The sequence below is a fragment of the Xanthomonas sp. WHRI 8393 genome (assembly GCF_040203315.1).
GTDB classification, from domain to species: Bacteria; Pseudomonadota; Gammaproteobacteria; order Xanthomonadales; family Xanthomonadaceae; genus Xanthomonas; species Xanthomonas arboricola.
In genome coordinates, this window is the sequence record NZ_JBEGGL010000007.1 from 114,599 (window position 1) to 138,331 (window position 23,733).

Annotated in this window: 17 protein-coding genes; 6 read left to right on the top strand and 11 right to left on the bottom strand. The window is 66.2% G+C overall.

Features of this window, described 5'->3' with window-relative positions; genetic code table 11:
- Window positions 1–420: 420 nt before the first annotated feature.
- The 3 genes from ABQ137_RS18900 to ABQ137_RS18910 form a co-directional block, all read right to left on the bottom strand.
- Complete coding sequence (locus ABQ137_RS18900; RefSeq protein WP_349783358.1) at window positions 421–2,940, bottom strand: PepSY domain-containing protein; 2,520 nt, start codon at window positions 2,938–2,940, stop codon at window positions 421–423.
- Window positions 2,941–3,284: 344 nt separating this feature from the next.
- The gene (hemB, locus tag ABQ137_RS18905; RefSeq protein ID WP_024939082.1) at window positions 3,285–4,274 is read right to left on the bottom strand and encodes a porphobilinogen synthase; all 990 of its coding nucleotides are present in this window, start codon (window positions 4,272–4,274) and stop codon (window positions 3,285–3,287) included.
- A 264-nt stretch (window positions 4,275–4,538) separates the two neighbouring features.
- Complete coding sequence (locus ABQ137_RS18910; protein WP_024939083.1) at window positions 4,539–4,781, bottom strand: hypothetical protein; 243 nt, start codon at window positions 4,779–4,781, stop codon at window positions 4,539–4,541.
- A 198-nt stretch (window positions 4,782–4,979) separates the two neighbouring features.
- Here ABQ137_RS18910 and ABQ137_RS18915 point away from each other — a divergent pair, with 198 nt between their 5' ends.
- The gene (locus ABQ137_RS18915) at window positions 4,980–5,450 is read left to right on the top strand and encodes a hypothetical protein (RefSeq protein WP_065033446.1); all 471 of its coding nucleotides are present in this window, start codon (window positions 4,980–4,982) and stop codon (window positions 5,448–5,450) included.
- Window positions 5,451–5,562: 112 nt separating this feature from the next.
- Here the strand turns inward: ABQ137_RS18915 and ABQ137_RS18920 are convergent, their stop codons facing one another.
- From ABQ137_RS18920 to ABQ137_RS18930, 3 genes are all read right to left on the bottom strand, one after another.
- Complete coding sequence (locus tag ABQ137_RS18920) at window positions 5,563–7,353, bottom strand: DUF885 domain-containing protein (protein ID WP_104590271.1); 1,791 nt, start codon at window positions 7,351–7,353, stop codon at window positions 5,563–5,565.
- A gap of 342 nt (window positions 7,354–7,695) precedes the next feature.
- Window positions 7,696–9,924, bottom strand: coding sequence for a S9 family peptidase (locus ABQ137_RS18925; RefSeq protein ID WP_349783359.1), 2,229 nt, complete (start codon window positions 9,922–9,924; stop codon window positions 7,696–7,698).
- 345 nt (window positions 9,925–10,269) lie between these two features.
- Window positions 10,270–10,959, bottom strand: a complete 690-nt coding sequence (locus tag ABQ137_RS18930; protein ID WP_349783367.1) for a glutathione binding-like protein — start codon at window positions 10,957–10,959, stop codon at window positions 10,270–10,272.
- A 251-nt stretch (window positions 10,960–11,210) separates the two neighbouring features.
- On the opposite strand from ABQ137_RS18930, the gene ABQ137_RS18935 reads away from it, so the two are divergent.
- The 5 genes from ABQ137_RS18935 to ABQ137_RS18955 all read left to right on the top strand — a co-directional run bounded on the left by ABQ137_RS18935 (window position 11,211) and on the right by ABQ137_RS18955 (window position 18,837).
- Window positions 11,211–14,225, top strand: a complete 3,015-nt coding sequence (locus tag ABQ137_RS18935) for a TonB-dependent receptor (protein ID WP_184577850.1) — start codon at window positions 11,211–11,213, stop codon at window positions 14,223–14,225.
- Between the two features lie 177 nt (window positions 14,226–14,402).
- Window positions 14,403–15,104, top strand: a complete 702-nt coding sequence (locus tag ABQ137_RS18940) for a SapC family protein (RefSeq protein WP_349783360.1) — start codon at window positions 14,403–14,405, stop codon at window positions 15,102–15,104.
- Window positions 15,094–16,107, top strand: a complete 1,014-nt coding sequence (locus ABQ137_RS18945) for a cupin-like domain-containing protein (protein ID WP_349783361.1) — start codon at window positions 15,094–15,096, stop codon at window positions 16,105–16,107. Before ABQ137_RS18940 ends, ABQ137_RS18945 begins: the two co-directional genes overlap by 11 nt.
- A gap of 12 nt (window positions 16,108–16,119) precedes the next feature.
- The gene (locus ABQ137_RS18950) at window positions 16,120–17,685 is read left to right on the top strand and encodes a tryptophan halogenase family protein (protein WP_349783362.1); all 1,566 of its coding nucleotides are present in this window, start codon (window positions 16,120–16,122) and stop codon (window positions 17,683–17,685) included.
- A gap of 132 nt (window positions 17,686–17,817) precedes the next feature.
- Entirely contained in the window at window positions 17,818–18,837 is a 1,020-nt protein-coding gene (locus ABQ137_RS18955; RefSeq protein WP_047127581.1) for an energy transducer TonB, read from the top strand.
- 290 nt (window positions 18,838–19,127) lie between these two features.
- On the opposite strand, the gene ABQ137_RS18960 is transcribed toward ABQ137_RS18955, so the two are convergent.
- From ABQ137_RS18960 to ABQ137_RS18980, 5 genes are read right to left on the bottom strand one after another with little or no spacing between them, the layout of a single operon-like run.
- Window positions 19,128–20,321: an ABC transporter permease gene (locus tag ABQ137_RS18960; protein ID WP_047127582.1), complete on the bottom strand. Its 1,194-nt coding sequence runs from the start codon at window positions 20,319–20,321 to the stop codon at window positions 19,128–19,130.
- Window positions 20,318–21,064 carry an ABC transporter ATP-binding protein gene (locus tag ABQ137_RS18965; RefSeq protein WP_024940732.1) on the bottom strand — a complete coding sequence of 249 codons (747 nt, stop codon included), beginning with the start codon at window positions 21,062–21,064 and terminating at the stop codon, window positions 20,318–20,320. The genes ABQ137_RS18960 and ABQ137_RS18965 overlap by 4 nt, the downstream gene beginning before the upstream one ends.
- 31 nt (window positions 21,065–21,095) lie before the next feature.
- Complete coding sequence (locus ABQ137_RS18970) at window positions 21,096–22,679, bottom strand: alpha/beta hydrolase (RefSeq protein WP_349783363.1); 1,584 nt, start codon at window positions 22,677–22,679, stop codon at window positions 21,096–21,098.
- Between the two features lie 60 nt (window positions 22,680–22,739).
- Window positions 22,740–22,940: a helix-turn-helix transcriptional regulator gene (locus ABQ137_RS18975; RefSeq protein WP_016903655.1), complete on the bottom strand. Its 201-nt coding sequence runs from the start codon at window positions 22,938–22,940 to the stop codon at window positions 22,740–22,742.
- The gene (locus ABQ137_RS18980; RefSeq protein ID WP_167710015.1) at window positions 22,937–23,524 is read right to left on the bottom strand and encodes a hypothetical protein; all 588 of its coding nucleotides are present in this window, start codon (window positions 23,522–23,524) and stop codon (window positions 22,937–22,939) included. Before ABQ137_RS18980 ends, ABQ137_RS18975 begins: the two co-directional genes overlap by 4 nt.
- Window positions 23,525–23,733: the final 209 nt, after the last annotated feature.

Consider the following 23,733-nt stretch of genomic DNA (forward strand, 5'->3'; position numbering starts at 1 on the left):
AGCAGCCAGGCCGCTGCGTTAAGTCGTCTCGCTTGAGTCATCTCGCTTTTTGCAGTTCCATCAGCGCACGACCATCTTGGCAGGCGTGATGTCCTTACCGGTTCCGGGACCCTTGGCGGCATGGATGCCGCCACGGAGCCTCCATGGACGGATTCACGGCGTGTCCCGGACGTGGTGAGGGCATCGCGTCCTCGACCAACCGGGCTTTTGATTCAAGCATCGGACCGCGCTTAGACGCCATGGTTGCAGCTAACAGAACCACCGTACACGCTGCAAGGAGGGCGCGGTCGATGCTTGCTAGGACGCAGCATGTCTCCGTCGTTCACCGGGATTTTCCCAAACCGTTCGCATCCGCTTGACGACCGCACGCCACGTTTTACTAGCCGCTCCAACCCAGCGATGTAGTGGCCATGACCGCGCTCAATACACATCGCGCCGATAACGTCCCGCTGCGGTCAGCGACTCCAGCCGCGTCTCGCCCAGCAATTCGCGCAGCGTGGCATCGACCTCACGCGCCATGCTGTCCAGGCTGCCACAGACATGGATCACCGCACCGCGATCGATCCAGTGGCGCAAGGTGTCGCCGGTCTCGCGCAAGTGATGCTGCACGTAGCGCTTGTGCGCCTGGTCGCGCGAGAACACCCGGTCCAGCTGCTGCAGATGGCCACGCGCGTGCCAGGCCTGGAGTTCGTCGGCAAACAGACCATCGTGCGCGGCCTGCCGTTCGCCGAACAGCAGCCAATGTCCGTGCACGCCGGCCAGCTCGGCCTCGCGTAGCAGACTGCGCAAACCGGCGATACCGGTGCCGTTGCCGATCAACACCATCGGCGCCTGTTCGATGCGATGGAATCCGGGATTGGTGCGCAACCGCGCGCGTATCTGCCCACCGATGGGTGCGTGGCAGATCAGCCAGCCCGAACCGAGGCCGGGGCTGCCGTCGGCGCCTGTGGTCAGGCGCACCACCGCGGTCGCAACGCCATCGGCCGGCACGCTGGCCAGCGAGTAATCGCGGGTCGGCAGCCAGGCGCAGGCGTCCAGCCAGGTCTGCGGATCCGGATGCGGCGTGGGCGGGCGCGTGGGCGGCTCCGGTAGCACGCGCTCGGCGACGGCCTGCTGCAGCGGCAGCAACTGCGCATCGACATGCACCAGCGCGTCGGGCGGCAGGCCCCAGGCGGCCAGACACGCGCGCACGTGCGTGTAGGCGTGCGCCGGCTGCACTTCGAGGATGTCGCCGGCCTGCCAGTGCGTGCCGGGCGGTGGCAGCAGATCGATCTGCCAGATCGGTGCTCCCTCGCTGCCCGGGTTGAGATGCGTGCGCGCCGCCAACGTCCAGTGCAGCAGCGTCGGGCGGGCCAGCGGCACGGCGGCCACCGGCGCACCGGCAATCTGCGCCAGTTGCGCATGCCATTGCGCCAGGGCCTGCGGATCGGTGTTGTCCATCTCCACTGCCGGAAACAACGGCTGCGCGCCCTGCGCCTGCAGCCACTGCTCGATGCGTCGGGAAAACCCGCAGAACTGCGCGTACTGGCGGTCGCCCAGGGCGAGCAGGGCATAGGTCAGCTGTGGCAGCGTCATGCGCTGACGCAACAGTTCGCGCTCGAAGCTGCGGGCGGTATCGGGCGGCTCGCCATCGCCGAAGGTGCTGACCACGAACAAGGCATGCCGGGTGCCCTGCAGATGCTGCGCGGTGAGCTGTGCCAGCGAGCGCACCTGCACCGGCAGACCGGCCGCCTGCAGATGCCCGGCCGCCTGCCAGGCCAGCCGTTCGGCAAACCCGCTCTGGCTGGCGAACCCGATCAACCACGGCTCGGCCTGCGAGGCCGCTGGGGCACCGTGCAGGACATCGCGCGCGGCACGCAGCGCGCGCTTCTTGCGGCGGCGATCCAGGTACAACATCCAGCCGGTCACGAAGAACACCGACATGCCGACACTGGCCAGCAACACCACGATGCGGCCCGGCAGCCCGAAGAAGCTGCCCGAATGCAGCGGAAACATGCTCACCAGCAACTGCTGCCCGCGCGGCAGCAGTGCATAGTCCTGGCGACGCAGCAACGCACCGCTGCCCGGCTCGATCTCCAGATTGTCGTAGGCGCGATCGTGATCGGGATGGTCGGGCAGGAACCGCACGCTCAGCGGTTGCCCCGCACGCGGCGGGATACGCAGGTCCAGTGCCGCGCTGTGTGTGGCCGGGATGGCATCCAGGGTGCGTTGCACGGCTGCAAAATCCACCGTGGCCGGGCGGTGATCGCGCCCGCCGCCACGCATCGCCGGCTCGGTGCCGAGCAAGGCCACCATGCCGTCGCGGTACCAGTTGTAGGACCAGGTCAGCCCGGTCAGCGCCACCAGCAGGTACACCAGCAGACACCAGGTGCCGAACACCGCGTGCAGGCTCCACAGAAAACTGCGCCCCTGCCGCCGCCATTCCACTGCCCACCAGGTGCGCAGACTCCACCAGCGTCGCGGCCAACGCAGATACAGGCCGGAAGCGCAGAAAAACAGCAGGATCAGGGTGCTCGCACCGGTCACCGCCTGGCCACGCTTGCCGGCGGTCAGATGGCGATGCAGGTCTTCGATAAAGGCAAACGCGCCGCTCAGCCGCGGGGCGGCGACCCTGTCGCCGGTGTAAGGATCGAAGTACACCCGGCCTCCGTCCTTGCCGGCCAGGCGTGCATTGGACGGACGCTTACCAGTCGGATCGATCAGCATACGGGTGACCGCCTGTTGCTGATCCAGGTCCAGCCGGCGCAGCAGCACATCCACCGGCAATGGCCGCTCGCCTGCGGCATGCCGCTGTGCCAGCTGCGCGATGGCCGGATTGGCCAACCGCACGATCTCGTTTTCGAAGGACATCAACGCGCCGGTCAGCCCCATCACCGACAGCACCAGCCCGGCCGTGATGCCGAGCAGCCAGTGCAATTGGAACAGGACGGTCTTGAGCACGCGCGAGCAGCCGCAAACAGTGGGCTCGCCATTGTAGATGAGAATCGTTATCGCAGTTTGCGTGGGATTGCGAGGCTCATGCCACTGCCGCAGCGCCGTCAGTCAGCGACTGCTATGTCACTCGATCATTGCAGCAACGCCGGTACCCATTGATCTGCGGGAAGCAGATTGATCAAGCTGCCTGCGCCACACCTTCCCTCCCCATCCGGAAGGATGGCGCGCGCCGCACGCAGCGCAGGCCGGGACAGAACGCGGCCTGCGAGATCGTTGGGTTTTTCGAATCGGGCCAAGCCTGCAGGCGCCGATTGCGGCCTGGAGGGCGTCACAGCACCGCCTCGGCGCACTCAGCCTTCCCGCAACCAACGCGCCACCTGCGGTGCGAAATAGGTCAGCACGCCATCGGCGCCGGCGCGCTTGAACGCCATCAGCGCTTCCAGCACGCACTTGCGTTCGTCCAGCCAGCCATTGGCGGCGGCGGCCTTGAGCATCGCGTACTCGCCGCTGACCTGATAGGCGAAGGTGGGCACGCGGAATTCCTGCTTCACCCGCCGCACCACATCCAGATACGGCATGCCCGGCTTGACCATCACCATGTCCGCGCCCTCTTCCAGGTCCAGCGCGATCTCGCGCATGGCCTCGTCGCTGTTGGCCGGGTCCATCTGATAGGTGGTCTTGTCGGCCTTGCCCAGATTGCCGGCGCTGCCGACTGCATCGCGGAACGGGCCGTAGAACGCCGAGGCGTACTTGGCCGAATAAGCCATGATGCGCACATTGAGATGGTCCTGCGCATCCAGCGCGCGGCGGATCGCACCGATGCGGCCATCCATCATGTCCGACGGCGAAATAATGTCCACGCCGGCTTCGGCATGCGACAGCGACTGCCTGACCAGCGCCTCGACGGTGATCTCGTTGAGCACATAGCCCTTGGCATCGATGATGCCGTCCTGGCCGTGCGTGGTGTACGGGTCCAGCGCCACGTCGGTCATGATGCCGAGTTCGGGAAACCGCGCTTTCAGTGCGCGCACTGCGCGCTGCGCCAGGCCGTCCGGATTCCAGGCCTCGGCCGCGTCCAGGCTCTTGCCGGCCGGGTCGATCACCGGGAACAGGTCGATCACCGGAATGCCCAGCTCCAGGGCCGCTTCGGCTTCGCGCAGCAATTCGTCCAGCGACAGGCGCTCGACGCCGGGCATGGACGCGATCGGCGCGCGGCCGGACAACTCATGCACGAACACCGGCCAGATCAGGTCATCGGTGGTCAGCGTGTTTTCGCGCATCAAACGGCGCGAAAACGCATCGTGGCGCATGCGGCGGGGACGGTAATGGGGATGGGCCATCATGGGCTCCTGTCAGCAGCCCGCAAGTTTACGCCCGCGACCCGCCGCCGGACGCGCTGCGACGCTGTGTCGCAGCGGTGCAACGGGCCGGATCACGCCGTGATCAATGCAATGCAAGCGTGATCCGCTTGGACCACGCGGTCAGCTCACCCCACAGGGAACGCGCCCGGCTGGCGGCGGTGCCACGCGTCGATCTTCTCCGTCCCCAGCCGGTGCACGGCCCTTCAGAGCTCGCGCGACCTGCCTGGAAGGCGACGCCGCGAGCTAGATCACGCCGCCGCCCAGGCTCAGGCGGATCACCCCGACCACGATCACCAGGCCGTTGAGCAGCAAACCGGTCTTGGCACGTCCGCGATTGCCGGCCGAGGTGAACAGCAGCGCGATCGCCGCGATCAGCGCGCCCAACGCCGCAAACGGGATCAGGAACCAGTTGCCCCAGCCCAGCAACGGGATGAAGGCCAGCACCATCCACAGCAGCGCCACAATGCCCCACAGCAGGCTGATCAATCCCACGTGCCACCTCGCCATTCAAAGAAGCCCCGAGCTTAGCGCCGCGCCCGCCAAGGCGCTGTGGGCAGATGGTCACCCTGACCAATGGCGGCTTGGCGGTAGCCTCACGTGGGCATGGCTAGGGTGCGGCAAAGTCCAGAGCGATTCAGTCCGGGCGCCGGATCATCGTTGCCATTACCCACAGGGGGTTCCACCATGTACATGCAATCGCTGATCAGGAATGCCGCCATCGCGGCAGCCACCGTTGCCTTGCTAGCCGGTTGCGCCAGCAGTTCCAAGGTGATGCTGGGCCAGGCGCGCACGCCGATCGACCCGTCACTGGTGCAGGTGTACTCCAATGCACCGGTCGGCTCGGTGGAAATCGCCCAGCTCGAATCCACCAGCGCTGCCGGTTTCGGCACCCAGGGCCAGACCGATGCAGCCGTGCAACGGCTCAAGCGCGAAGCCGCCAAGCTTGGCGCCAACGGCGTGGTCATCGTCGGCGTGGGCTCGGAACGCTCCGGCGGCGGCCTGTCGGTCGGCGGCGGCAGCTACGGCGGCCGGGTCGGCGGTGGCCTGGGCATCGGCATCCCGACCACACAGAAGCGTGCGGCCGGCATGGCGATCTGGGTGCCGGCGGGGGCGCAGCAGCGCGCGGCGCCGGATATGCCGCCTCCAACGCGCTGAGGCGAATCACAAGGATTTGAAAGCATTTGCGTAGGCAACACTGCAGCAGGGCGCGATGGTGGGCTCCTTCAAGCTCCATCGCGCCCTGATTCAATACACAGCCTCGAATCGCTTAGCGCTTGCCCTGCTGCGCTGGAATGAACTGTGTTTCCACCGCCTTGGCCAGCTGGTCCGGCGGCAGCAGGCCCTGGTCGAGCAGGAAGTTGTTGAAGGCAAGACGGTCGAACTTCTTGCCCAGGACCAGCTCGGTGCGCATGCGCAGTTCGAGGATGCGGGTGTAGCCGTAGAAGTAGCTGCCGGCCTGGCCGGGCGCGCGGACGGTGTAGCGGTCCAGTTCCTGGCGGGTCATCGCTGGCGAGAGGCCGACGTCGTCTTCGAGCACCTGGCGTGCGCGTTCGCGGTCGATCAGGCCGAGGTTGAGCATCGGGTCGAGCATGGCGCGGGCGGCGCGTAGCAGGCGGAACTGCAGGGCGATCAGCTGACCGTCGAGCGGTTCATACGGGACCATTTCGGCTTCGGCATACAGCGCCCAGCCTTCGACGTTGACCGAGTTGAACGCGAACAGGCTGCGCGCCAGCGACACGCCGCGTTCGACCATGGCGGTGAACTGCAGTTCGTGTCCGGGGCGGCCTTCGTGCGCGCTGAGCGTCCAGGCGGCCGAGCCGAAGTTGAAGTCGTCGTACTGTTCCTTCTTGGCGCCGTCGGCGGTCGGGTTGCCCAGCGGCAGCACGAACTGGCCCTGCTGGCCGGTATTGCCGATCAGCGGTGCCGGCAGGAAGTGCGGCGCAGGTTGCGCGGCGCTTTCGGCGGCACTGCCCAGGCGCATCTGCATCGGGCGATTGGGCACATCGACGATGCGCTGCTGACGGATGATCGGGTCGATCTGGTCGATCACGCCGCGGTAGTGGGTTTCCAGCTGGTCGTCGGCGATCTTGTTGCCCTTGAGCGCACGGATCACCTGTACATAATCGCTGCCCTGCACGCCCTTGGCCTTGGCCACCAGCGGCGCCAGCTGGCGCATCGCCGAGCGGGTTTCCATGAATTCCAGCTGCGCGCGCTGAATCAGCTGCTGCGGGGCGATATCGATGCCGACCTGCTTGAGCTGGAAGGCATACAGCGGTTCGGGCAGGCGGGTGTCCTTGCGTGCCTTCGGCAATACCGTGGTGCGGGTCCAGTTGGCGTAATCCTTCAACTGGGTGGACATCGCCTTGAGCGCTTCGTCACCGCCGGCGATTTTGTACTTGGCGAACAACTCGCCGATGCCGGCGACGTAGGTGTCCACGTTCGCCAGCGCCTGCTCCACTTCGCGCTGGGTGGGCTGCAGCAAGGTGGTGTTGCCAAGCTGCTCTTCGTAGCGCTGGCGGGCCAGTGTGGTGGTCGGCGTGCTGCCCGGCACCAGGCCGACGTAACGCTTGAGGCGGTCCAGCGCCTTGGCGCGGCGCTCGGGCACGGTCTGGTCGGACAACAATCCATTGAGGCCGCTGAAGACCAGCTGCGGCGCATCGTTCCACGGCAACAGATAGCGCTCGTTGAGTTCGCTGCCTTCGATGTTCTGCTCGGCCGCAGCGATCATGATCTGCAGGTCCTGGCGCACATTGACGTCGCGCTCGGTGGCCAGCTTGGCCTGCAACGCGGCGCGCGCCTTGTTCATCGCATCGCGGTAGCGCGCGGCATTGTTTGGCCCCAGGTCGATGACCTGGTCATCGTAGCCGGGCACGCCGAAGAAGCTGGCGTATTCGGGCTGGAATGGCGCCTGCGCGTTCAGCAGGATCTGTGCATAGCCATTGCTGGTCTGCACCCAGGCCGGCGTGGCAGGTTGGGCCTGCGCGGCTTTGCCGGTCTGTGCCTGCAATGGCAGCGAAGCACCGAGCGCCAGCGCAATGGCGAGAACGAGTGGTTTCATCGGGCGGATCCGCAAGTTGAGTAGCGCGACCCTACCCATCCGCGGCGGCTGCGGCAATGCGTCTTAGGTCATGGTCGGCAGGAGTGCGGCGGCGCTTGCGGGTCGGCTACCAGGTTGATTGGATTGGCGGTGTGCTGGCGAATGTCAGCATTTGCTAGCGCCATCGCCCGTGCTTGCGGCTGGCGTCCACCTGGCGCCGGCTTCCCTCGCCGCTCGGCCCGTGCAGGTCCACACTGCAACGGGCATCTCCTGCCCGGCCGGTCTTGTGAATGTCGCCGATGCCAGGCATCGGCGGTCGTTTACCACTGCAGTTCCGTCTCCCCGGCACCGATTGCCGGCCGCTCAGGGCATCAGGCAGCGCTGGATAAATGCCTCCGCGGTCTTGTAGCGATGCAGGGCGGTGCTGCCGGACAAGCCGTGCTTGGCGCCGGGATAGGTCATCAATTCGAAGGCAGTGCCGCGCGCCTGCAACGCGCTCATCAGTGCGGTGGAGTTGGTGAACAGCACATTGTCGTCGGCCATGCCGTGGATCAGCAGCAACTTGGCACGCAGGCCGTCCAGATGGGTGGCGATGCGTGCGTCGCGGTAGCCGGCGGCGTTGCCGGCCGGCAGGTCCATGTACCGCTCGGTGTAGTGGGTGTCGTACAGGCCCCAGTCGGTGACCGGTGCGCCGGCTACGCCGCAGGCGTAGGCGGCGCTGTGTTTGGCCAGCAGCATCAGCGTCATGTAGCCGCCGTTGGACCAGCCCTGCACGCCGATGCGGGTGGGATCGACCCAGCGCTGCGCCTTGAGCCAGGCCACGCCTTGCAGCTGGTCGTCCACTTCCACCGTGCCCTGCTTGCCGTACAGCGCGCCACCGAAGTCGCGGCCGCGTCGCGGGGTGCCGCGGTTATCCAGCGAAAACACCACGTAACCACGCTGCGCAAGATATTGATCGAACAGCGCATCGCCACGGCTTGGCCAGGCATCGAGCACGGTCTGCGCGGCGGGGCCGCCATACACGTACACCATCACCGGATAGCGCTTGGCCGGGTCGAAGTCGTCCGGTTTGATCAGGCGATACTGCAGCGGCGTGGCGCCGTCGGCAGCGGTGAGCGTGCCGAATTCCACCGGGCGCTGCGCGTCACGGTATCTGGCATACGGGTGCTGCGGATCGGCCAGATCGTTCTTCAACAGTGTGGCGATTTTTTCGCCATTGGCGCGAAACAGCTCGATCTGCGGCGGCGTGGTGGTGTTGGACCAGGTATCGACATACACGCTGGCATTGCCGGCGAAACTGGCGGCGTGCGTGCCGTGGGTTGTCGAACGTTGTTCGATCGCACCGCCGGCCAGCGGCACGGCGTAGATATGGGCCTGGGTCGGCGATTCCTTGCTGGCGGAAAAATACACCGTGCCGGCTTGCTCATCGACGGCGAGCAGTGCATCGACCACCCAGGCGCCGGAGGTCAGCGGCGTGAGCGTGCGGCCGTCTTCCGATGCCACATACAGATGTTCGTAGCCGCTGCGCTCGGAATTCCAGATGAAACGGCCGTCCTTGAGAAAACGCAGATCGTTGTGGAGCGGTACCCAGGTCGGCGAGGTCTCGGTGATCAGCACGCGTTGCTTGCCGCTGGCCAGCGTGGCTTCGATCAACTCGAGGGTTTTCTGGTCGCGTGACTGGCGTTGGAAGGTCAGCCGCTGCGCATCGCGCCAATCCACCCGTGCCAGATAGATATCGGGGTTATTGCCCAACTCGATCCAGCGCGGCGCGGCGTTGGAACGTGGCGCGATCACACCCAGTCGCACGGCCACATTGGGCTGGCCGGCCTGCGGATAGCGCTGGCTGATGACCTCGGTGTGGTCGGCATAGACTTCGGGGCGCTTTTGTACCGGCACGCCGGATTCGTCGATACGCGCGAAGGCGATCGCCGAGTCGTCCGGCGCCCACCAATAGCCGGTGTGGCGATCCATTTCCTCGTCGGCGACGAACTCGGCCACACCGTTGCCGATGGTCTCGCTGCCGTCGCTGGTGAGCTGCAGCTGCTTGCCGCTGACCAGGTCGATCACCCACAGGTTGCGCTCGCGCACGAAGCTGACGAAGCCGCCCCTGGGCGAGAGCTTGGCGTCGGTGGCGAAGCCTTCGCCGTGGGTGAGCTTGCGCACTGCCGCCGCGCCGGTCTTGCGCAGGTCGTACAGATACAGTTCGCCACCGAGCGGGAACAGCAGTGCATGTGCGTCCGGCGCCCATTGGTAATCGACGATGCCGGCGAAGGCGGCGATGCGTTGGCGCTCGCGGCGGGCCTTTTCGACATCGCTGAGCGTTTCGGTGCCGGGCAGTACGATTTTGGAATCCACCAGCAGCCGGGTCTGGCCGCTGGCGATGTCGTACTCCCACAGATCCAGCTGATTGCGGTCGCTGTCCTTGCCGCGCAGGAAGCTCACGCGCGAGCCGTCGGGGGCGACCTTGGGTTTCATCAGCGTCGGGCCGGACAACGGCAATGGGCCGGTGATGGCGTCGAGGGTGAGTTTTTCGGCGTGGGCGGTGGTGATCGTGCTGAGCATGAGGGCAAGGGCGGCGAACAGGGCGCGCATCGAAGATCCTGTCTTGAGATAACGCACAGGATGCGGGCGCGTGCGGTGTTTGAGAAGCGCGGCGATGCTGCGCGTGATGAAGGGCTGCGCGCGGTTCTGCGCGTGTGCTGCAGCATGGTGCTGGGGTTGTTGTCGCTCAGTTTCTAGCGAGCAGAGGTGCGTTTGGGCTGATGGTCGCAGTTGGCGGGCTGCGGATGGTGCATGCGCGTTTCGTGGTGCGCAGGTTACGGGGGGCGGTGGGTCTGGCTCCACTTGCGTACCTGCACCCCAACCCCTCTCCCGGGGGAGAGGAACTCAGCCGCCGTGTGGAACTGCCGTGCGTGCCGCGCTGTTGTTACTGCGCCTTCAGCGTTTACCGAACAGATGCTTGCGCTCTTCCTCGCTCAGCGGCTTGCCGGCGTTGGGGTTGACCTGCTCCTTGAGCGCATACGCACGTTGCGTGGCCGGGCGCGCGGCGATGGCGTCGTGCCAGCGCTTCAGATGCGGGAGCTCGGCGTAATCGGGGCGGATGTCGGCGTAGACCTCGATCCACGGATAGCTGGCCATGTCGGCGATGCCGTACTCGGGGCCGGCCAGGAATGCCTGCTCGGCCAGGCGCTTGTCGAGCACGCCATGCAGGCGACGCACCTCGGCGTTGTAGCGTTCGATCGCGTAGGGAATCTTTTCCGGCGCGTAGACGTTGAAGTGGCCCATCTGGCCACTCATCGGCCCCAGTCCACCCATCTGCCAGAACAGCCACTCCAGCGCGGCGATGCGGCCACGCGCATCGCGCGGCAGGAAACGGCTGGTCTTCTCGGCCAGGTACAGCAGGATGGCGCCGGATTCGAACACGCTCTGCGCCGGGCCGCCGTCGGCCGGTGCGTGGTCGACGATCGCGGGCATCTTGTTGTTGGGCGAAATCTGCAGGAAGGCCGGCTCGAACTGCTCACTCTTGCCGATGTTGACCGGCTTGAGCGTGTAGTCCAGCCCGGCCTCTTCCAGGAATAAGGTGACCTTGTGGCCGTTGGGGGTGGGCCAGTAGTACAGGTCGATCATCGTGCGCTCCAGTTCGGCAAGGGGTGGCACGCAGCGCGCGCCTTGGCGATCGATGGTACGACCAAGCCCGCGACCGGTGCGTGCGCGTGCGGTGGTGCTGGCTGGAACGATGTGTGACGCGATTGGCTCGTGGCCGATGCTGCAGTGCAAATTGACTTGGTTAAGCCTGCGCTCACAAATGCACGATTGTGTCATCGACCTTTGCCTGTCCTCTCTGGGGCCGGCTATCTTCATTTGGGGAAGAAATCATTGTGAGAGAGCCACGCACCCTGCCGCGCACGCGGCGTCTGACGTCTGCCCTGCTGTTTGCCCTGTCGACGCCGCTGGCCGCGCAGACCGCGCCGGCACCGCAGTCCGCATCCACCGTCCCCGGCGCGAGCCAGGCCGATCCCGCCACGCTCGATGCGGTGCAGGTCACCGGTATCCGCGGCAGCCTGACCTCGTCGATGAACGTCAAGCGCGATGCGCAAGGCATCGTCGACGGCATCGTGGCCGAAGACATCGGCAAGTTCCCCGATACCAATCTGGCCGAGTCGCTGCAACGTATCAGCGGCGTGTCGATCGACCGTTCGCTGGGCGAAGGCTCGCGCGTCACCGTGCGCGGCGTCGGCCCGGACTTCAACCTGGTGCTGTTGAACGGCCGGCAGATGCCGGGCGCCAGCATCGAGGAATCAAACGCCTCCAATTCGCGCGCGTTCGACTTCGCCAACCTGGCGTCGGAGTCGATCTCCGGCATCGAGGTGTTCAAGACCAGCCGCGCCAGCACGCCCACTGGCGGCATCGGTGCGACCATCAACATCAAGACCAGCCGGCCGCTGGACAACCCGGGCCTGCATGCCAACGTCGGCCTCAAGGGCGTGCACGACAGCTCCAACGAGAATCTGCCCGGACGCCTGCAGGGCGATGCGCTGACCCCGGAAATCTCCGGCATTTTCAGCAACACCTCGGCCGATGGACGTTTCGGCGTATCGCTGAGCGGCAGCTACCAGGAACGTGACTTCGGCTATAGCCAGGTCGGCGTGCCCAACGGCTGGCGTTCGTTCCGCGGCGATTCCACCGCCTACGGCACCATCCCGCAGCCGGGTACACCGGGCTCGGAAAACATCGTCAACCGCCCCGGCCCGAATGACATCTATTCGGTGCCGCAGAACCTCAACTACCGCGTGGTCGGCGTCGAGCGCCAGCGCACCAACGGCCAGTTGACGCTGCAGTACAAGCCGCTGGACAACGTCACCACCACGCTGGATTACACCTATTCGGAAAACAAGATCCAGCAGCAGCGCAACGAGATGTCGGTGTGGTTCAACTATGGGCCGTCGGCCAGCGCCTGGACCAATGGCCCGGTCGCTGGGCCGGTGAGCTATTCGGAAATCGTCAATCCGGCCACCAGCGATCTGGCCACCGCCGGCTCCAATGCGGCCACGCGCAACCAGAACAAGTCGCTGGGCTTTAACGTGGATTGGGCGGTGAACGACCAGTTCAAGCTCAACTTCGACATCCACCGCTCCACCGCCGAAGCCGGTGCGGACAGCCCGTTCGGTTCCAGCAATTCGCTGGGCGTGTCCGGCTTTTACCGCGGCACCTCGGTGGTGGATTTCAGCAAGGATTTCCCGGTGTTGCAGCAGCAGCTGGGCTTTGGCCTGACCGGGCTGGATCCGTCGCGTACCTTGGTCACCGGCTCGGCGTTCCGCAACAGCTACATGAAGTCGGAGATCGACCAGGCCCAGGTCAACGGCGACTTCACCTTCGAAAATTATTCGCAGTTGAAGTTCGGCATCGGCAGCACCGAGGTCAAGAACCGCTCGGCATTCTCCAACGTGCAGCGCGACACCTGGGGCGGTGCCGGCACCGCGGCCGATTATCCGGACGATCTGTGGATCCCCAGTTCGTTTGCGCAGTACTTCGATGCGATCGACGGCAGTGGCAATCCGGCACAGTTCAACCAGCTGTTCCTGTTCGACTTCGAACGTGCCCGCCAGGCGGCCGCGCAGGTGGCCGGCGACGATGCGCTATACCGCACCTCGCCGGTGTTCACCACCGACCGCCGCGTGACCGAAAAATCCAAGAACGCCTACCTGCAGTGGAACAACAGCTGGGACGATCTGCGCGTGCCGATCAGCCTGGCCGCCGGTGTGCGTTACGAAGAAACCAAGGTGGAGGCGCAGGCACTGGTGCCAGTGGCGGTGGGTATCGACTGGGTCGCCAACAACGAGTTGCCGATCCGCCTGGCCGACTCGGCGTTCGCCAGCGGTAGCGGCAAATACGAATACTGGCTACCCAGTCTGGACCTGAGCTTCAAGCTCACCGAGGATCTGGTGCTGCGCGGCAGCTACGGCGAAACCATCGGCCGGCCCGGCTGGGGCGATATCCAGGGCGGGCAGACGCTCAACCAGATCGCGCGCCTGGAAGGCGGCACCGGCCAGGAAGGCAATCCCGGCCTGAAGCCGCTGCTTTCGCACAACATCGATTTTTCGCTGGAGTGGTACTACAGCGATGCCAGCTACGCCTCGGTGGGCTTCTTCCGCAAGAACATCGACAACTACATCGGCGTGACCACGCGCAACGACACCTCGCTGGGCCTGAACACGCCAGTGGGTGGTGCGTACTGGAACGAAGCGCTGGGCAACGGCTGCGCCTCGGCCGACCTGACCTGCATCCGCAACTACATCTTCCGCAACCGCGGCGGTGCGCCGGGTGTGGCGCGCGGGCCGGACGACTCCAACGGCAACGCCACCGGCGTGATCAGCGGGCAGCCGGGCGATCCGGTGGCCAACTTCGCCATCACCGCGCCGGCCAACCAGCGCTCGGCCTCGCTGGACGGTTGGGAATTCAACCTGCAGCACATGTTCGGCGACAGCGGCTTCGGCGTGTCGGCCAACTACACCAAGGTCGACTCCGGCCTGACTTACGACAACTACGTGATCGGCGAGCAATTCGCGCTGGAAGGGCTGAGCGACTCGGCCAACGTGGTCGGCTTCTACGACAGGGACAAGTGGCAGGTGCGTGCGGCCTACAACTGGCGCGACGAGTTCCTGGCTGCACGTTTCGACGGCAGCGGCCAGCCCAACCCGGTCTACACCGAAGCCTATGGCCAGCTGGACCTGAGCATCGGCTACCAGTGGACCGAGAACCTGTCGCTGAGCCTGGAGGCGATCAACCTCACCGACGAGGTGCAGCGCCAGCACGGCCGTCACCCGAACCAGATCATCTACGCCACCCAGACCGGCCCGCGCTACATGCTGGGCGTGCGTTACAAGTTCTGGTGATGCAGCGCGTTGGTCATGCAGTGATGTTCTTTTAAGCGCTCCCGGCAGCGAGTCTGCCGGGGCGTTTCGCACGGCGCTCTCGTGGCGTTTCCCGGATGTGTCGCATCCGGGACTTGCCATGCCGAAGCAACTGTCCAAGCATGGGCCACGCGCCCCGCGTGATGTGTCTTTCCCCCCATGACCAATGCCGTGTTGTTGAACAACCTCGATCACCGCGACCTGCGCGTGATCACCACGCACGGCGCCGCCTACGGCGACGACGTGATGTCGGCCGCGACCTTTCCGCAGGAGTTCCGCCAACTGCAGGCGCAGTACCCGATCGTGTTCCATCGCAGCGGCGAGCGCAGTTTTCAGCCGCTGGCATTGCTGGGATTACGCCTGGGCGAGAACCTGTTCCTGGATGGTGCGCGCTGGGATGCGCCGTACGTGCCGCTGGCGATCCAGCGGCAACCGTTTTTGATCGGCGAACAGGCGGACGGGCCGATGGTGCACGTGGACCTGGACAGCCCGCGCATCAGCCGCAGCGAAGGCGAGGTGCTGTTTCGCGAACACGGCGGTACCACCGAATTTCTCGACCACATCGGCCAGGTGTTGCGCACCTTGCACGATGGCCTGGCCGCGAGCCAGGCGTTCGTCGACCGCTTGCTTGGCTACGACTTGCTCGAACCGTTTGTGTTCGAGGCCACGCTGCAGAACGGCCTGGAATGCCGTCTGACCGGGCTCTACGCCGTGCACGAGGAACGCCTGCGCGCACTCGACGATGCGGCCCTGCTCGACCTGCACCGGCACGGCGATCTGGAACCGCTGTACATGGCGGTGGCCTCGGTCGCCCAGTTCCGCCATCTGCTCGACCGCATGCAGCGCCGTCATGCTGGCTGAGCCGCGCGCCATCGAAGAACGGCACGGACTGGACCCGCAACAGCTGGACCCAGCCGTGCTGCGCTCGACAACGCCGTTGGTATTGCGCGGGCTGGTGCGCGACTGGCCACTGGCGCAGGCCGGCGCCACCTCGGCGCAGGCCGCCGCCGCCTACCTGCGCGGCTTCGATCGCGGCGAAGCGGTGGTGGCACAGGTCGGCCCGCCGGACATCGGCGGGCGCTTCTTCTACAACGCGGACATGAGCGGCTTCAATTTCCGCCCCGAGCGCGTGCCGCTGGGCGTGGTGCTGGAGACCTTGTTGCGCGATCTGCACAACCCGCAGCCACCGGCGATCTACGTCGGCTCCACCACGCTGGACACCTACCTGCCCGGCCTGCGCGCGCATAACCCGATCGCGCTGCCGCAGCGCGAGCCGCTGGCCAGTATCTGGATCGGCAACCGCACCCGCATCGCCGCCCATCAGGACCTGCCCGACAACCTGGCCTGCGTGGTCGCCGGGCGCCGCCGCTTTACCCTGTTTCCGCCGCAGCAACTGGCCAATCTGTATATCGGCCCACTCGATCTCACCCCGGCCGGGCAGCCGGTCAGCCTGGTGGATATCGCCGCGCCGGACCTGCAGCGCTTTCCACGCTATGCGCAGGCGCTGGAACACGCGCTGGTGGCCGAGCTGGAACCGGGCGATGCATTGTTCATTCCCAGCATGTGGTGGCATCACGTCGAAGCGCTGACGCCGTTCAACGTGCTGGTGAATTTCTGGTGGCGGCAGAGCCCGGCCTACATGGATTCGCCGATGAACGCGCTGATGCTGGCGCTGCTCACCCTCCGCGACCTGCCAGCGGAACAACGCGCGATCTGGCAGAACGTGTTCGACCATTACGTGTTCGATGCCGATGCGGACACCGCCGCACACATGCCGGAGTCTGCGCGCGGCGTCCTGGCGCCGATGGACGAGGCCCGTGCCCGCAGCCTGCGCGCGCGGTTGCTGCAACGCCTGAATCGCTGAGGATCTGACGCCATGACCGACACCGCCCCTTCCGACCCACAACAGCGCCCGGTACGCCGCGTCGTCATCGCCGGTGGCGGCACCGCCGGCTGGATGGCCGCCGCCGCGTTATCCAAAGTGCTGGGCCGGCACCTGCAGATCACCCTGGTGGAATCGGACGAGATCGGTACGGTGGGCGTGGGCGAAGCCACCATTCCCAGCCTGGTCACCTTTCACCGCCTGCTGGAGATCGACGAGGCCGCGTTCATGGCCGCCACGCAGGCCACCATCAAGCTGGGCATCGGCTTCGAACACTGGCGCGATGTGAACCGGCACTACATCCACTCCTTCGGCCACACCGGCACCGATCACTGGAGCGCGGGCTTCCAGCATTTCTGGTTGAAGGGCCGGCAGCGTGGCCTGGCGCGCGACTTCGGCGACTACTGCCTGGAACTGCGTGCCGCGCAGGAAGGCCGCTTTGCGCATCTGCCCAACGGCGGCATGAATTACGCCTATCACCTGGATGCCGGACTGTACGCGCGCTTCCTGCGCCGCTTCAGCGAAGGCTTCGGCGTGCAGCGTATCGAAGGCCGCATCGGCAACGTGGAGACCGACGCGCACAGCGGCTATCTCACCGCGCTGACGCTGGATAACGGCACGCGGGTGGAAGGCGATCTGTTCCTGGATTGCACCGGCTTTGCCGGCCTGCTGATCGGCAAGACGCTGGGCGTGGGCACGGACGATTGGTCGCAGTGGCTGTTTGCCGACAGCGCGCTGGCGGTGCAGACCGAATCGGTCGGCGCGCCGGTACCCTACACCCGCTCGCGCGCCGATCAGGCGGGCTGGATGTGGCGCATTCCGCTGCAGCACCGGGTCGGCAACGGCATCGTGTACTCCAGCCGCTACATGGATCAGGACAGCGCCGCGCAGGTACTGCAGCGCAATCTCAGCGGCCGCGCACTGACCCAGCCGCGCGCACTGCGCTTCACGCCCAATCAGCGGCATCGGGTCTGGGAGAAGAACTGCGTGGCGCTGGGGCTGGCCAGCGGCTTCCTGGAGCCGTTGGAATCGACCAACATCCATCTGATCCAGCGCGGCATCATCCGGCTGATGCAGACCTTTCCGCAGGTCATCAACGATGTCGACATTGCCGAGTACAACCGCCAGGCCGCCGCCGAAATCACCCATATCCGCGATTTCGTGATCCTGCATTACCACGCCACCGACCGCCGCGACACGCCGTTCTGGCGCGATTGCGCGGCGATGGACATCCCCGACACGCTGCGTCACCGGGTGGAGTTGTTCCGCCAGAGCGGGCGGGTGTTCCACCAGGCCAACGAGCTGTTTGCCGAGAATTCCTGGGTGCAGGTGATGCTGGGCCAGGGCATCACGCCGAAGCACCACCACCCGGTGGCCGACCTGATGGGCGATGCCGAGCTTCGTCATTTCCTGGAGACCATCCGCACGCGGGTCGATGCCGCATTGGCGCGGCTGCCTGCGCATGCGGACTTCCTGCGCCGCTACTGCCCTGCGCCGCCGCTGCCCGAGCCGGCCACGCGGCTGCCGGCCAACGCCGCGCTGGCCACCGGAGCGCGATGAATTTCGCGCCCGGCAGGCGCCCCCCTTGGCTTAGACCGCCCCAGCAATGCTAGATTGCCGCTTTGCCGTCCATTGCGGGAACAATGGCCGGCCTCGCCGCAGCATCTTTCGCAATCGGGGTAAGGGGGACGCATGTTGGATCTGACACAGGGCCGTATGGCACGCCGGATCGCGCCGGTCATTTTGTTGGTCGGCCTGGCCGCCTGCTCCAAGCAGGACGACAAGGCCGCCGCCACCGCGCCTGCCACCGGCGCCACGCCTGCGGCACCGGCCGCCGCGCCGACGCCGGCCACCGCAGTGTCGCCGCAGGTGCAATCGATGGCCGCCGACCAGTTGCGCGCATCGGCCACCAAGGCCTTGCAGGACAATCGCATGTATGCCCCGGCCGGCGACAACGCGGTGGAGTACTACCTGGCCTTGCGTGAAAAGCAGCCGCAGGACGCCACCGTCAACAGCGCGCTGACCGACCTGCTGCCGTACACGCTGATCGCCGCCGAACAGGGCATCAGCCGCGAAGAATTCCCCGAAGCGCAGCGCCTGATCGCGTTGATCGAAAAGGTCGACCCCAAGGCACCGGCACTGCCGCGCCTGAAGAGCGGCCTGGAGACCGGCATGAAGACCGCCGCCAGCCGCTCCGAGCAGGATGCCGAGCAGGCCAAGAAGCTGGTCGAAGACAAGGCCAAGCAGGCGGCCGAGCAGAAGCGTCTGGCCGAGCAGCAGACCCGCGAGGCGGCCGCTGCGCAGCAGATCGCCGCGCAACAGGAAGCCGCCCGCCAGCAGAGCGCAGAAGCCGAACGCCAGGCTGCGGCGCGCCGTCAGGCCGAGACCCCGACGCCTGCTCCGACCCCGGCCGCCCCGCGCCCGGCCCCGGCGACTGCCGCAGCTGCACCGGCCGCGCAGTCGCTACGCCCGATCAGCACCCCGGCACCGCGTTACCCGCCCGAAGCGCTGCGCGCCGGCACCTCCGGCGAAGTGCTGGTGGAGATCACCGTCGGCACCGACGGCTCGATCACCGCCTCGCGCGTGCTGCGCGCCACCCCGCCGCGCGTGTTCGACCGCGAAGCGCTCAATGCGGTCAAACGCTGGCGCTTCGAACCGGTGGCCGCACCGGTGACCACGCGGCGCACGCTGTCGTTCAACCCCGGCGGTTGATTGGTGCGTTGGGCGATCGAGTGCATCTGCATGCGGCTGAGTGAGTGAGTCTGCTGGTTGCTTGATTGATTGCTTGGTTGCTTGATTGCTTGGTCGTTGATCGCTTGATTGGTCGATCGTTTGTTGATTGCTGGCTGATGGCCAATGGCTGCCGATGATCGATGCACTGCACTCCCGGCGAATGTCGGGCACCAAACAAAAAGCCCGCAGCGATGCGGGCTTTTTGTTTGCTGGTGACCCGTACCCTCATCCGCCCTGCGGGCACCTTTTCCCGAGGGGGAGAAGGAACATCAGCCGGAAATCGCCAGCCGCTCCTGGTGATAGCGCCGCACTGCCGCGTACCACAGCACCGCGGCCACGCCGAAGCCCGCCAGCAGATACACCGCCCAGGTCTGCGCGTTGATCTGCTCGTGGCGAATCACCTTGAGCAGCATCTGGTTCTGCGCCAGAAACGGCACCGCGAAATGCCATAGCTGCGTCTTCAGCGGATACGCCATCAGCGCATAGCCCGGCAGCATCGGCAGCAGCAACAGCCAGGTCATATGCGCCTGCGCTTCCTTCATGCTCTTGGCGGCGGCGGCCAGATAGGTCAGCAGCGAGGTGCCGATGAACAGCATCGGCACCAGGATGAACAGCATCTGCAGCATCGGCACGAAGCCGACGTTGAGCTGGCGGCCCAGGTTCGAGGTGGACAGCTGCGCACTCAACTTGAAGGCCAGCAAAGTCAGCAACAGCGACACCATGCCGATCACGCAGGCGGCGGCGATCTTGCCGCTGACGATCGCGCTGCGCGGCGCCGGGGTGGCCAGCAAGGGTTCCAGCGACTGGCGTTCGCGCTCGCCGGCGGTGGCATCCAGGATCAGCGAGGCGCCACCCAGGAACGAGGTGATCACCAGCAGCACCGGCAGCAGCATCGCCATCATCTGCCCGCGCTTGGCGTCGGCAGTGGCCAGATCCTGCGCGGCGATTTCCAGCGGCCTGCCCACCTGCGCATCGATACCGCGCGCCAGCAGGCGCAGTGCACCCACCTGCTGGCTATAGCTGCCGAGCGCAGCCTGCAGGCGCAGGCTCGGCACGTCGGCCTCGCGCCGCGTGCTGTCCTTGATGACCTCCACCAGGGCCGGGCGCCCGGCGCGCCAATCGTCGGCGTAGCTGTCGCTGATGCGCAGTGCCACATCCACATCCTGATTGCGGATCGCGGCGGTCAGATCGGCCGGCGCATCGACCGCATTGAGGCCCTGCGCGGCCAGGAACCGCACCAGATTGGGCGCGTTCTCGCGGCCGAGCATGGGGATCTCCAATGGCTTGTCGATCTGCGTACGCACGCGGCTTTCGCTCAATGCGCCCATGCCCAGGATCAGCACCGGATACAGCAATGGCGACAGCAGCAAGGCCAGTGCGAGCGTGCGGCGATCGCGGCCGATGTCGCGCAACTCCTTGCGCAGCACCGTCCATAGCGTGGACAACAACGATGTGGTGCTCATGCGTGCAGTCCCTCGTCCGAGCCGATCGCCTTGACGAAGGCGTCTTCCAGATTGTCTTCGCCGGTGCTGGCGCGCAGTTCGTCGGCGCTGCCGCAGGCCACCACCGTGCCCTTGGCGACGATGACGATGCGATCGCACAGCGCCGCCACCTCCTGCATGATGTGGCTGGAAAAGATCACGCAACGCCCCTCGGCACGCAGTTGCTGCAGGAAGCCACGCATGGCGCGCGTGGTCATCACATCCAGCCCGTTGGTGGGCTCGTCGAGGATGACGTTGCGCGGGTCGTGCACCAGCGCGCGCGCAATCGCGGTCTTGGTGCGCTGGCCCTGGCTGAAGCCTTCGGTCTGACGGTCGAGAATGTCGTCCATGTCCAGCGCGGCCGACAGCAGGCGCGTGCGCTCGGCGATCCGCGCACGCGACAGGCCATGCAGCTCACCGAAGTAGGCGATGTTCTCGCGCGCGGTCAGCCGCTTGTAGACGCCGCGCGCATCCGGCAACACGCCCAGCGCGCGGCGCACCGTCACCGGGTCGCGGGCGGCATCCACGCCATCCACGGTAACGCTGCCCTGGTCGGGCGACATCAGCGTGTAGAGCATGCGCAAGGTGGTGGTCTTGCCGGCGCCATTGGGACCGAGCAGGCCGGTGATCTGGCCATCGGCAGCACTGAAACTGACCCCATCGACCGCCTTCACCAGCCCGGTCTTGGTCTTGAACGACTTGTGCAGCTTGTCGACGACGATCATGCGTGCGCCTCCGTGGCGTGGTCGGTGCGGCTCATGGTTCCCATCCGTTGAACGAGGTAAACGCGGGCACATTGTTGAGGCTGGCCACGCACTGCGCATCCAGTGCCTTGGCATTGGCGGTCTGCAGGAACTGGCCCAGCACCTTGGGCATGCAGCCCAGTCGAAACACCCCGTGGCCCTGCCCCGGCGCCACCAGGTGACGGCCATTGGGCAGGCCCTGCAGCACACGCTCGGCATAGCGCGGCGGCGTCACCGGGTCCAGCTCGCCCGACAGCAACAACACCGGCAGTTTGGATTTGAACGGTGCGGCGTCGGCAGCCGGGGTCGGCTTGGTCGGCCAGGCCTTGCAGGGCGCAAAGAACATCTGCGCCACTTCCGCTCCCAGCAAGGTGTCGTCCTTGCCGGATGGCGGCGTGTAGCGGCCGGCGTCTTCGCTGCACAGCACCGACCATTGCATCGGGCGATTCATCTGGTCGGACATGTCCGAGGCGCTCATCTGCGCCAACGCCATCAGCGAGGCGTAACGCCCTGCCGCCGCCTCGTCCAGCACCAGCGGCAACAACGAGGCGGTTTGCGGCACATACGAAAACCCGAACGCCAGGCCGACCACGGTATCGGCCGTCACCTGCTCGTGGTGCAGCTCACCGGTGCGCGGGTCGCGGTAATCCACCGCCACCGGCGCCTGACGCAAGCGCTCCACCACCTGCCGTAGCTGCGTGCGCGTGTCCACCGGAAAGCGTTTGGCGCATGCCGCGTCCTTGCGGCATTGGGTGGCCTGCAACGCGATCGCATCTTCGAACGTGCGCGCGAACTCGCCGCCGATCACCAGATCGTTCGGCGCCACGCCATCGATCACCAGCGTGCGTGTGTGTTGCGGATAGCGCGCCGCATAGTGCTGTGCGACCCGGGTACCGTAGGAGCCGCCAATCAGGTTGAGCGTCTGCACGCCCAGTGCGGCGCGCACCGCATCCAGATCGCCAATCGCCTCGCTGGTGGTGAAATAGCGCGGATCGGCATCGTTGCGTAGCCCTTGTGCACATTGGCGTGCGTAATCGGTCAATTGCTCGGCGGTGGCGGCGCTGCTGTTTTCCAGTACGAGCGGCTTGCCGGCGGCATCGCGGCACGCAAGCGGATGCGAACCGCCGGTGCCGCGCTGGTCGACCAGGAAGATGTCGCGCCGCTTGCGGACTTCATGCAGCCCCATGTCCACGATCGCGGCGACCTGGGTGGCCGATTGTCCCGGCCCGCCGGCAATGAAGAACACCGGATCCGGTGTGCTGCCGGCGCCGGCCTCGCTTTCCAGCCAGGCGATCTTCAGATCGATGCTGCGCCCGGTCGGCGCGGCCGGGTTTTCCGGCACGCGCAGGCTGGCGCATTGCGCCTCGATATTGCCGGCCGCGCTGCCGGAACTCAGCGTGCACGGTGCAAATTGCAGCGTGCCGTAACGATTGCCTGCGGCGGTGCCGGTCTGCGGCTGCGCGAGGCCGGGCGTGGCTGCGCCCGTCTTGGTCGTGGCAGCCGTGTTTTTAGCCGGCTGGTCCGCAGGCTGGCATCCGGTTGCCAGCAATGCGATCAGCAGCGCCGCCACCAGTGTGGGTTGCTTCACCATGTTCACCATCTCTCCTGATAGTTCCTGTCCCCTGACGCCGCATCCGGTCGGGTGTGACCGGCGCGGCTACTGCCCGTCTTCGTAAAGAAAGACGTGCTCGATCGATTCCCCGAACAGACGCGCGATGCGAAATGCCAACGGCAGACTGGGATCGTACTTGCCGGTTTCCAGCGCATTGATGGTCTGCCGCGATACGCCCAGGCGTTCGCCCAACTCGCCCTGTGACCAGCCGCTGGCCTCGCGCAATTCGCGCACCCGGCTATTCATTCGAACCGTCGGGCATTGATGCTTTTGGTGATGCCGTAGATGGCGCACAACATCGGAAATACCCACAACATCGCCACCGTCGCGGGGATGTCGATCAGCTCGGCGGCCTGCAGGAACCCGCCGGTCATGTACGCGCCGCTGACCAGGCCGGCGGCAATGGCGATCGACTCCAATTCGATGCGCCGCTGCATTTCGTCCGAGTCGCGCACGTAGCGCGCCACCGCGCGGATCACCAGGGCGACCAGCACGGCCGGCAACAAGGCGATCAGCACGCGTGCCCAGCTCGGATCCACATGCGCAAGCAAATATCTCCAGAACAGCATCACCACCACATACAAGCCCATCGGCACGCCGAATTCGCGGTAATAGCGCCGCGCCAATGCCGGCCGTGTGCTGTCGCGCAGGCTGCCGCGCGACAGCAAGAGCAGCAGCGACAGCACCAGGCAGGACACGCCCGCGCCGGCACAGAGCCCGGCAAGGTGGGCACTCAGCGGCAGCAGTTGCCAACGACCGAGCGCGCTGACGGCGAGCAGGCCGGCTCCCAGGCAGAGCGCCAGTAGCGCATTGCGTCTGCAGCGGGTCATGCGCGTTGCCTCGCGCGGTCCGATGGACGCACTGGCAGGTCAGTGCCCTCCATCCCGGTATCGCTGCGCAGCGACCGCTGCGCCGACCACGCCGGTATGCACTCCCATTGCCGATGCTGCTGACGCATTCCCTTCGCCTGTCAAGTCAACTTGACAGGCACGATGCGCCGGGCGCGGCCGGCTGTCAAGCACCCTTTACACACTCGACC

Bases quoted from the DNA above. Each gene is read 5' to 3' on its own strand.
- hemB (WP_024939082.1), bottom strand. From the start codon at position 4,274: ATGGCCCATCCCCATTACCGTCCCCGCCGCATGCGCCACGATGCGTTT.
- ABQ137_RS18915 (WP_065033446.1), top strand. From the start codon at position 4,980: ATGTACATGCAATCGCTGATCAGGAATGCCGCCATCGCGGCAGCCACC.
- ABQ137_RS18920 (WP_104590271.1), bottom strand. From the start codon at position 7,353: ATGAAACCACTCGTTCTCGCCATTGCGCTGGCGCTCGGTGCTTCGCTG.
- ABQ137_RS18925 (WP_349783359.1), bottom strand. From the start codon at position 9,924: ATGCGCGCCCTGTTCGCCGCCCTTGCCCTCATGCTCAGCACGATCACC.
- ABQ137_RS18930 (WP_349783367.1), bottom strand. From the start codon at position 10,959: ATGATCGACCTGTACTACTGGCCCACCCCCAACGGCCACAAGGTCACC.
- ABQ137_RS18940 (WP_349783360.1), top strand. From the start codon at position 14,403: ATGACCAATGCCGTGTTGTTGAACAACCTCGATCACCGCGACCTGCGC.
- ABQ137_RS18945 (WP_349783361.1), top strand. From the start codon at position 15,094: ATGCTGGCTGAGCCGCGCGCCATCGAAGAACGGCACGGACTGGACCCG.
- ABQ137_RS18950 (WP_349783362.1), top strand. From the start codon at position 16,120: ATGACCGACACCGCCCCTTCCGACCCACAACAGCGCCCGGTACGCCGC.
- ABQ137_RS18955 (WP_047127581.1), top strand. From the start codon at position 17,818: ATGTTGGATCTGACACAGGGCCGTATGGCACGCCGGATCGCGCCGGTC.
- ABQ137_RS18960 (WP_047127582.1), bottom strand. From the start codon at position 20,321: ATGAGCACCACATCGTTGTTGTCCACGCTATGGACGGTGCTGCGCAAG.
- ABQ137_RS18965 (WP_024940732.1), bottom strand. From the start codon at position 21,064: ATGATCGTCGTCGACAAGCTGCACAAGTCGTTCAAGACCAAGACCGGG.
- ABQ137_RS18975 (WP_016903655.1), bottom strand. From the start codon at position 22,940: ATGAATAGCCGGGTGCGCGAATTGCGCGAGGCCAGCGGCTGGTCACAG.
- ABQ137_RS18980 (WP_167710015.1), bottom strand. From the start codon at position 23,524: ATGACCCGCTGCAGACGCAATGCGCTACTGGCGCTCTGCCTGGGAGCC.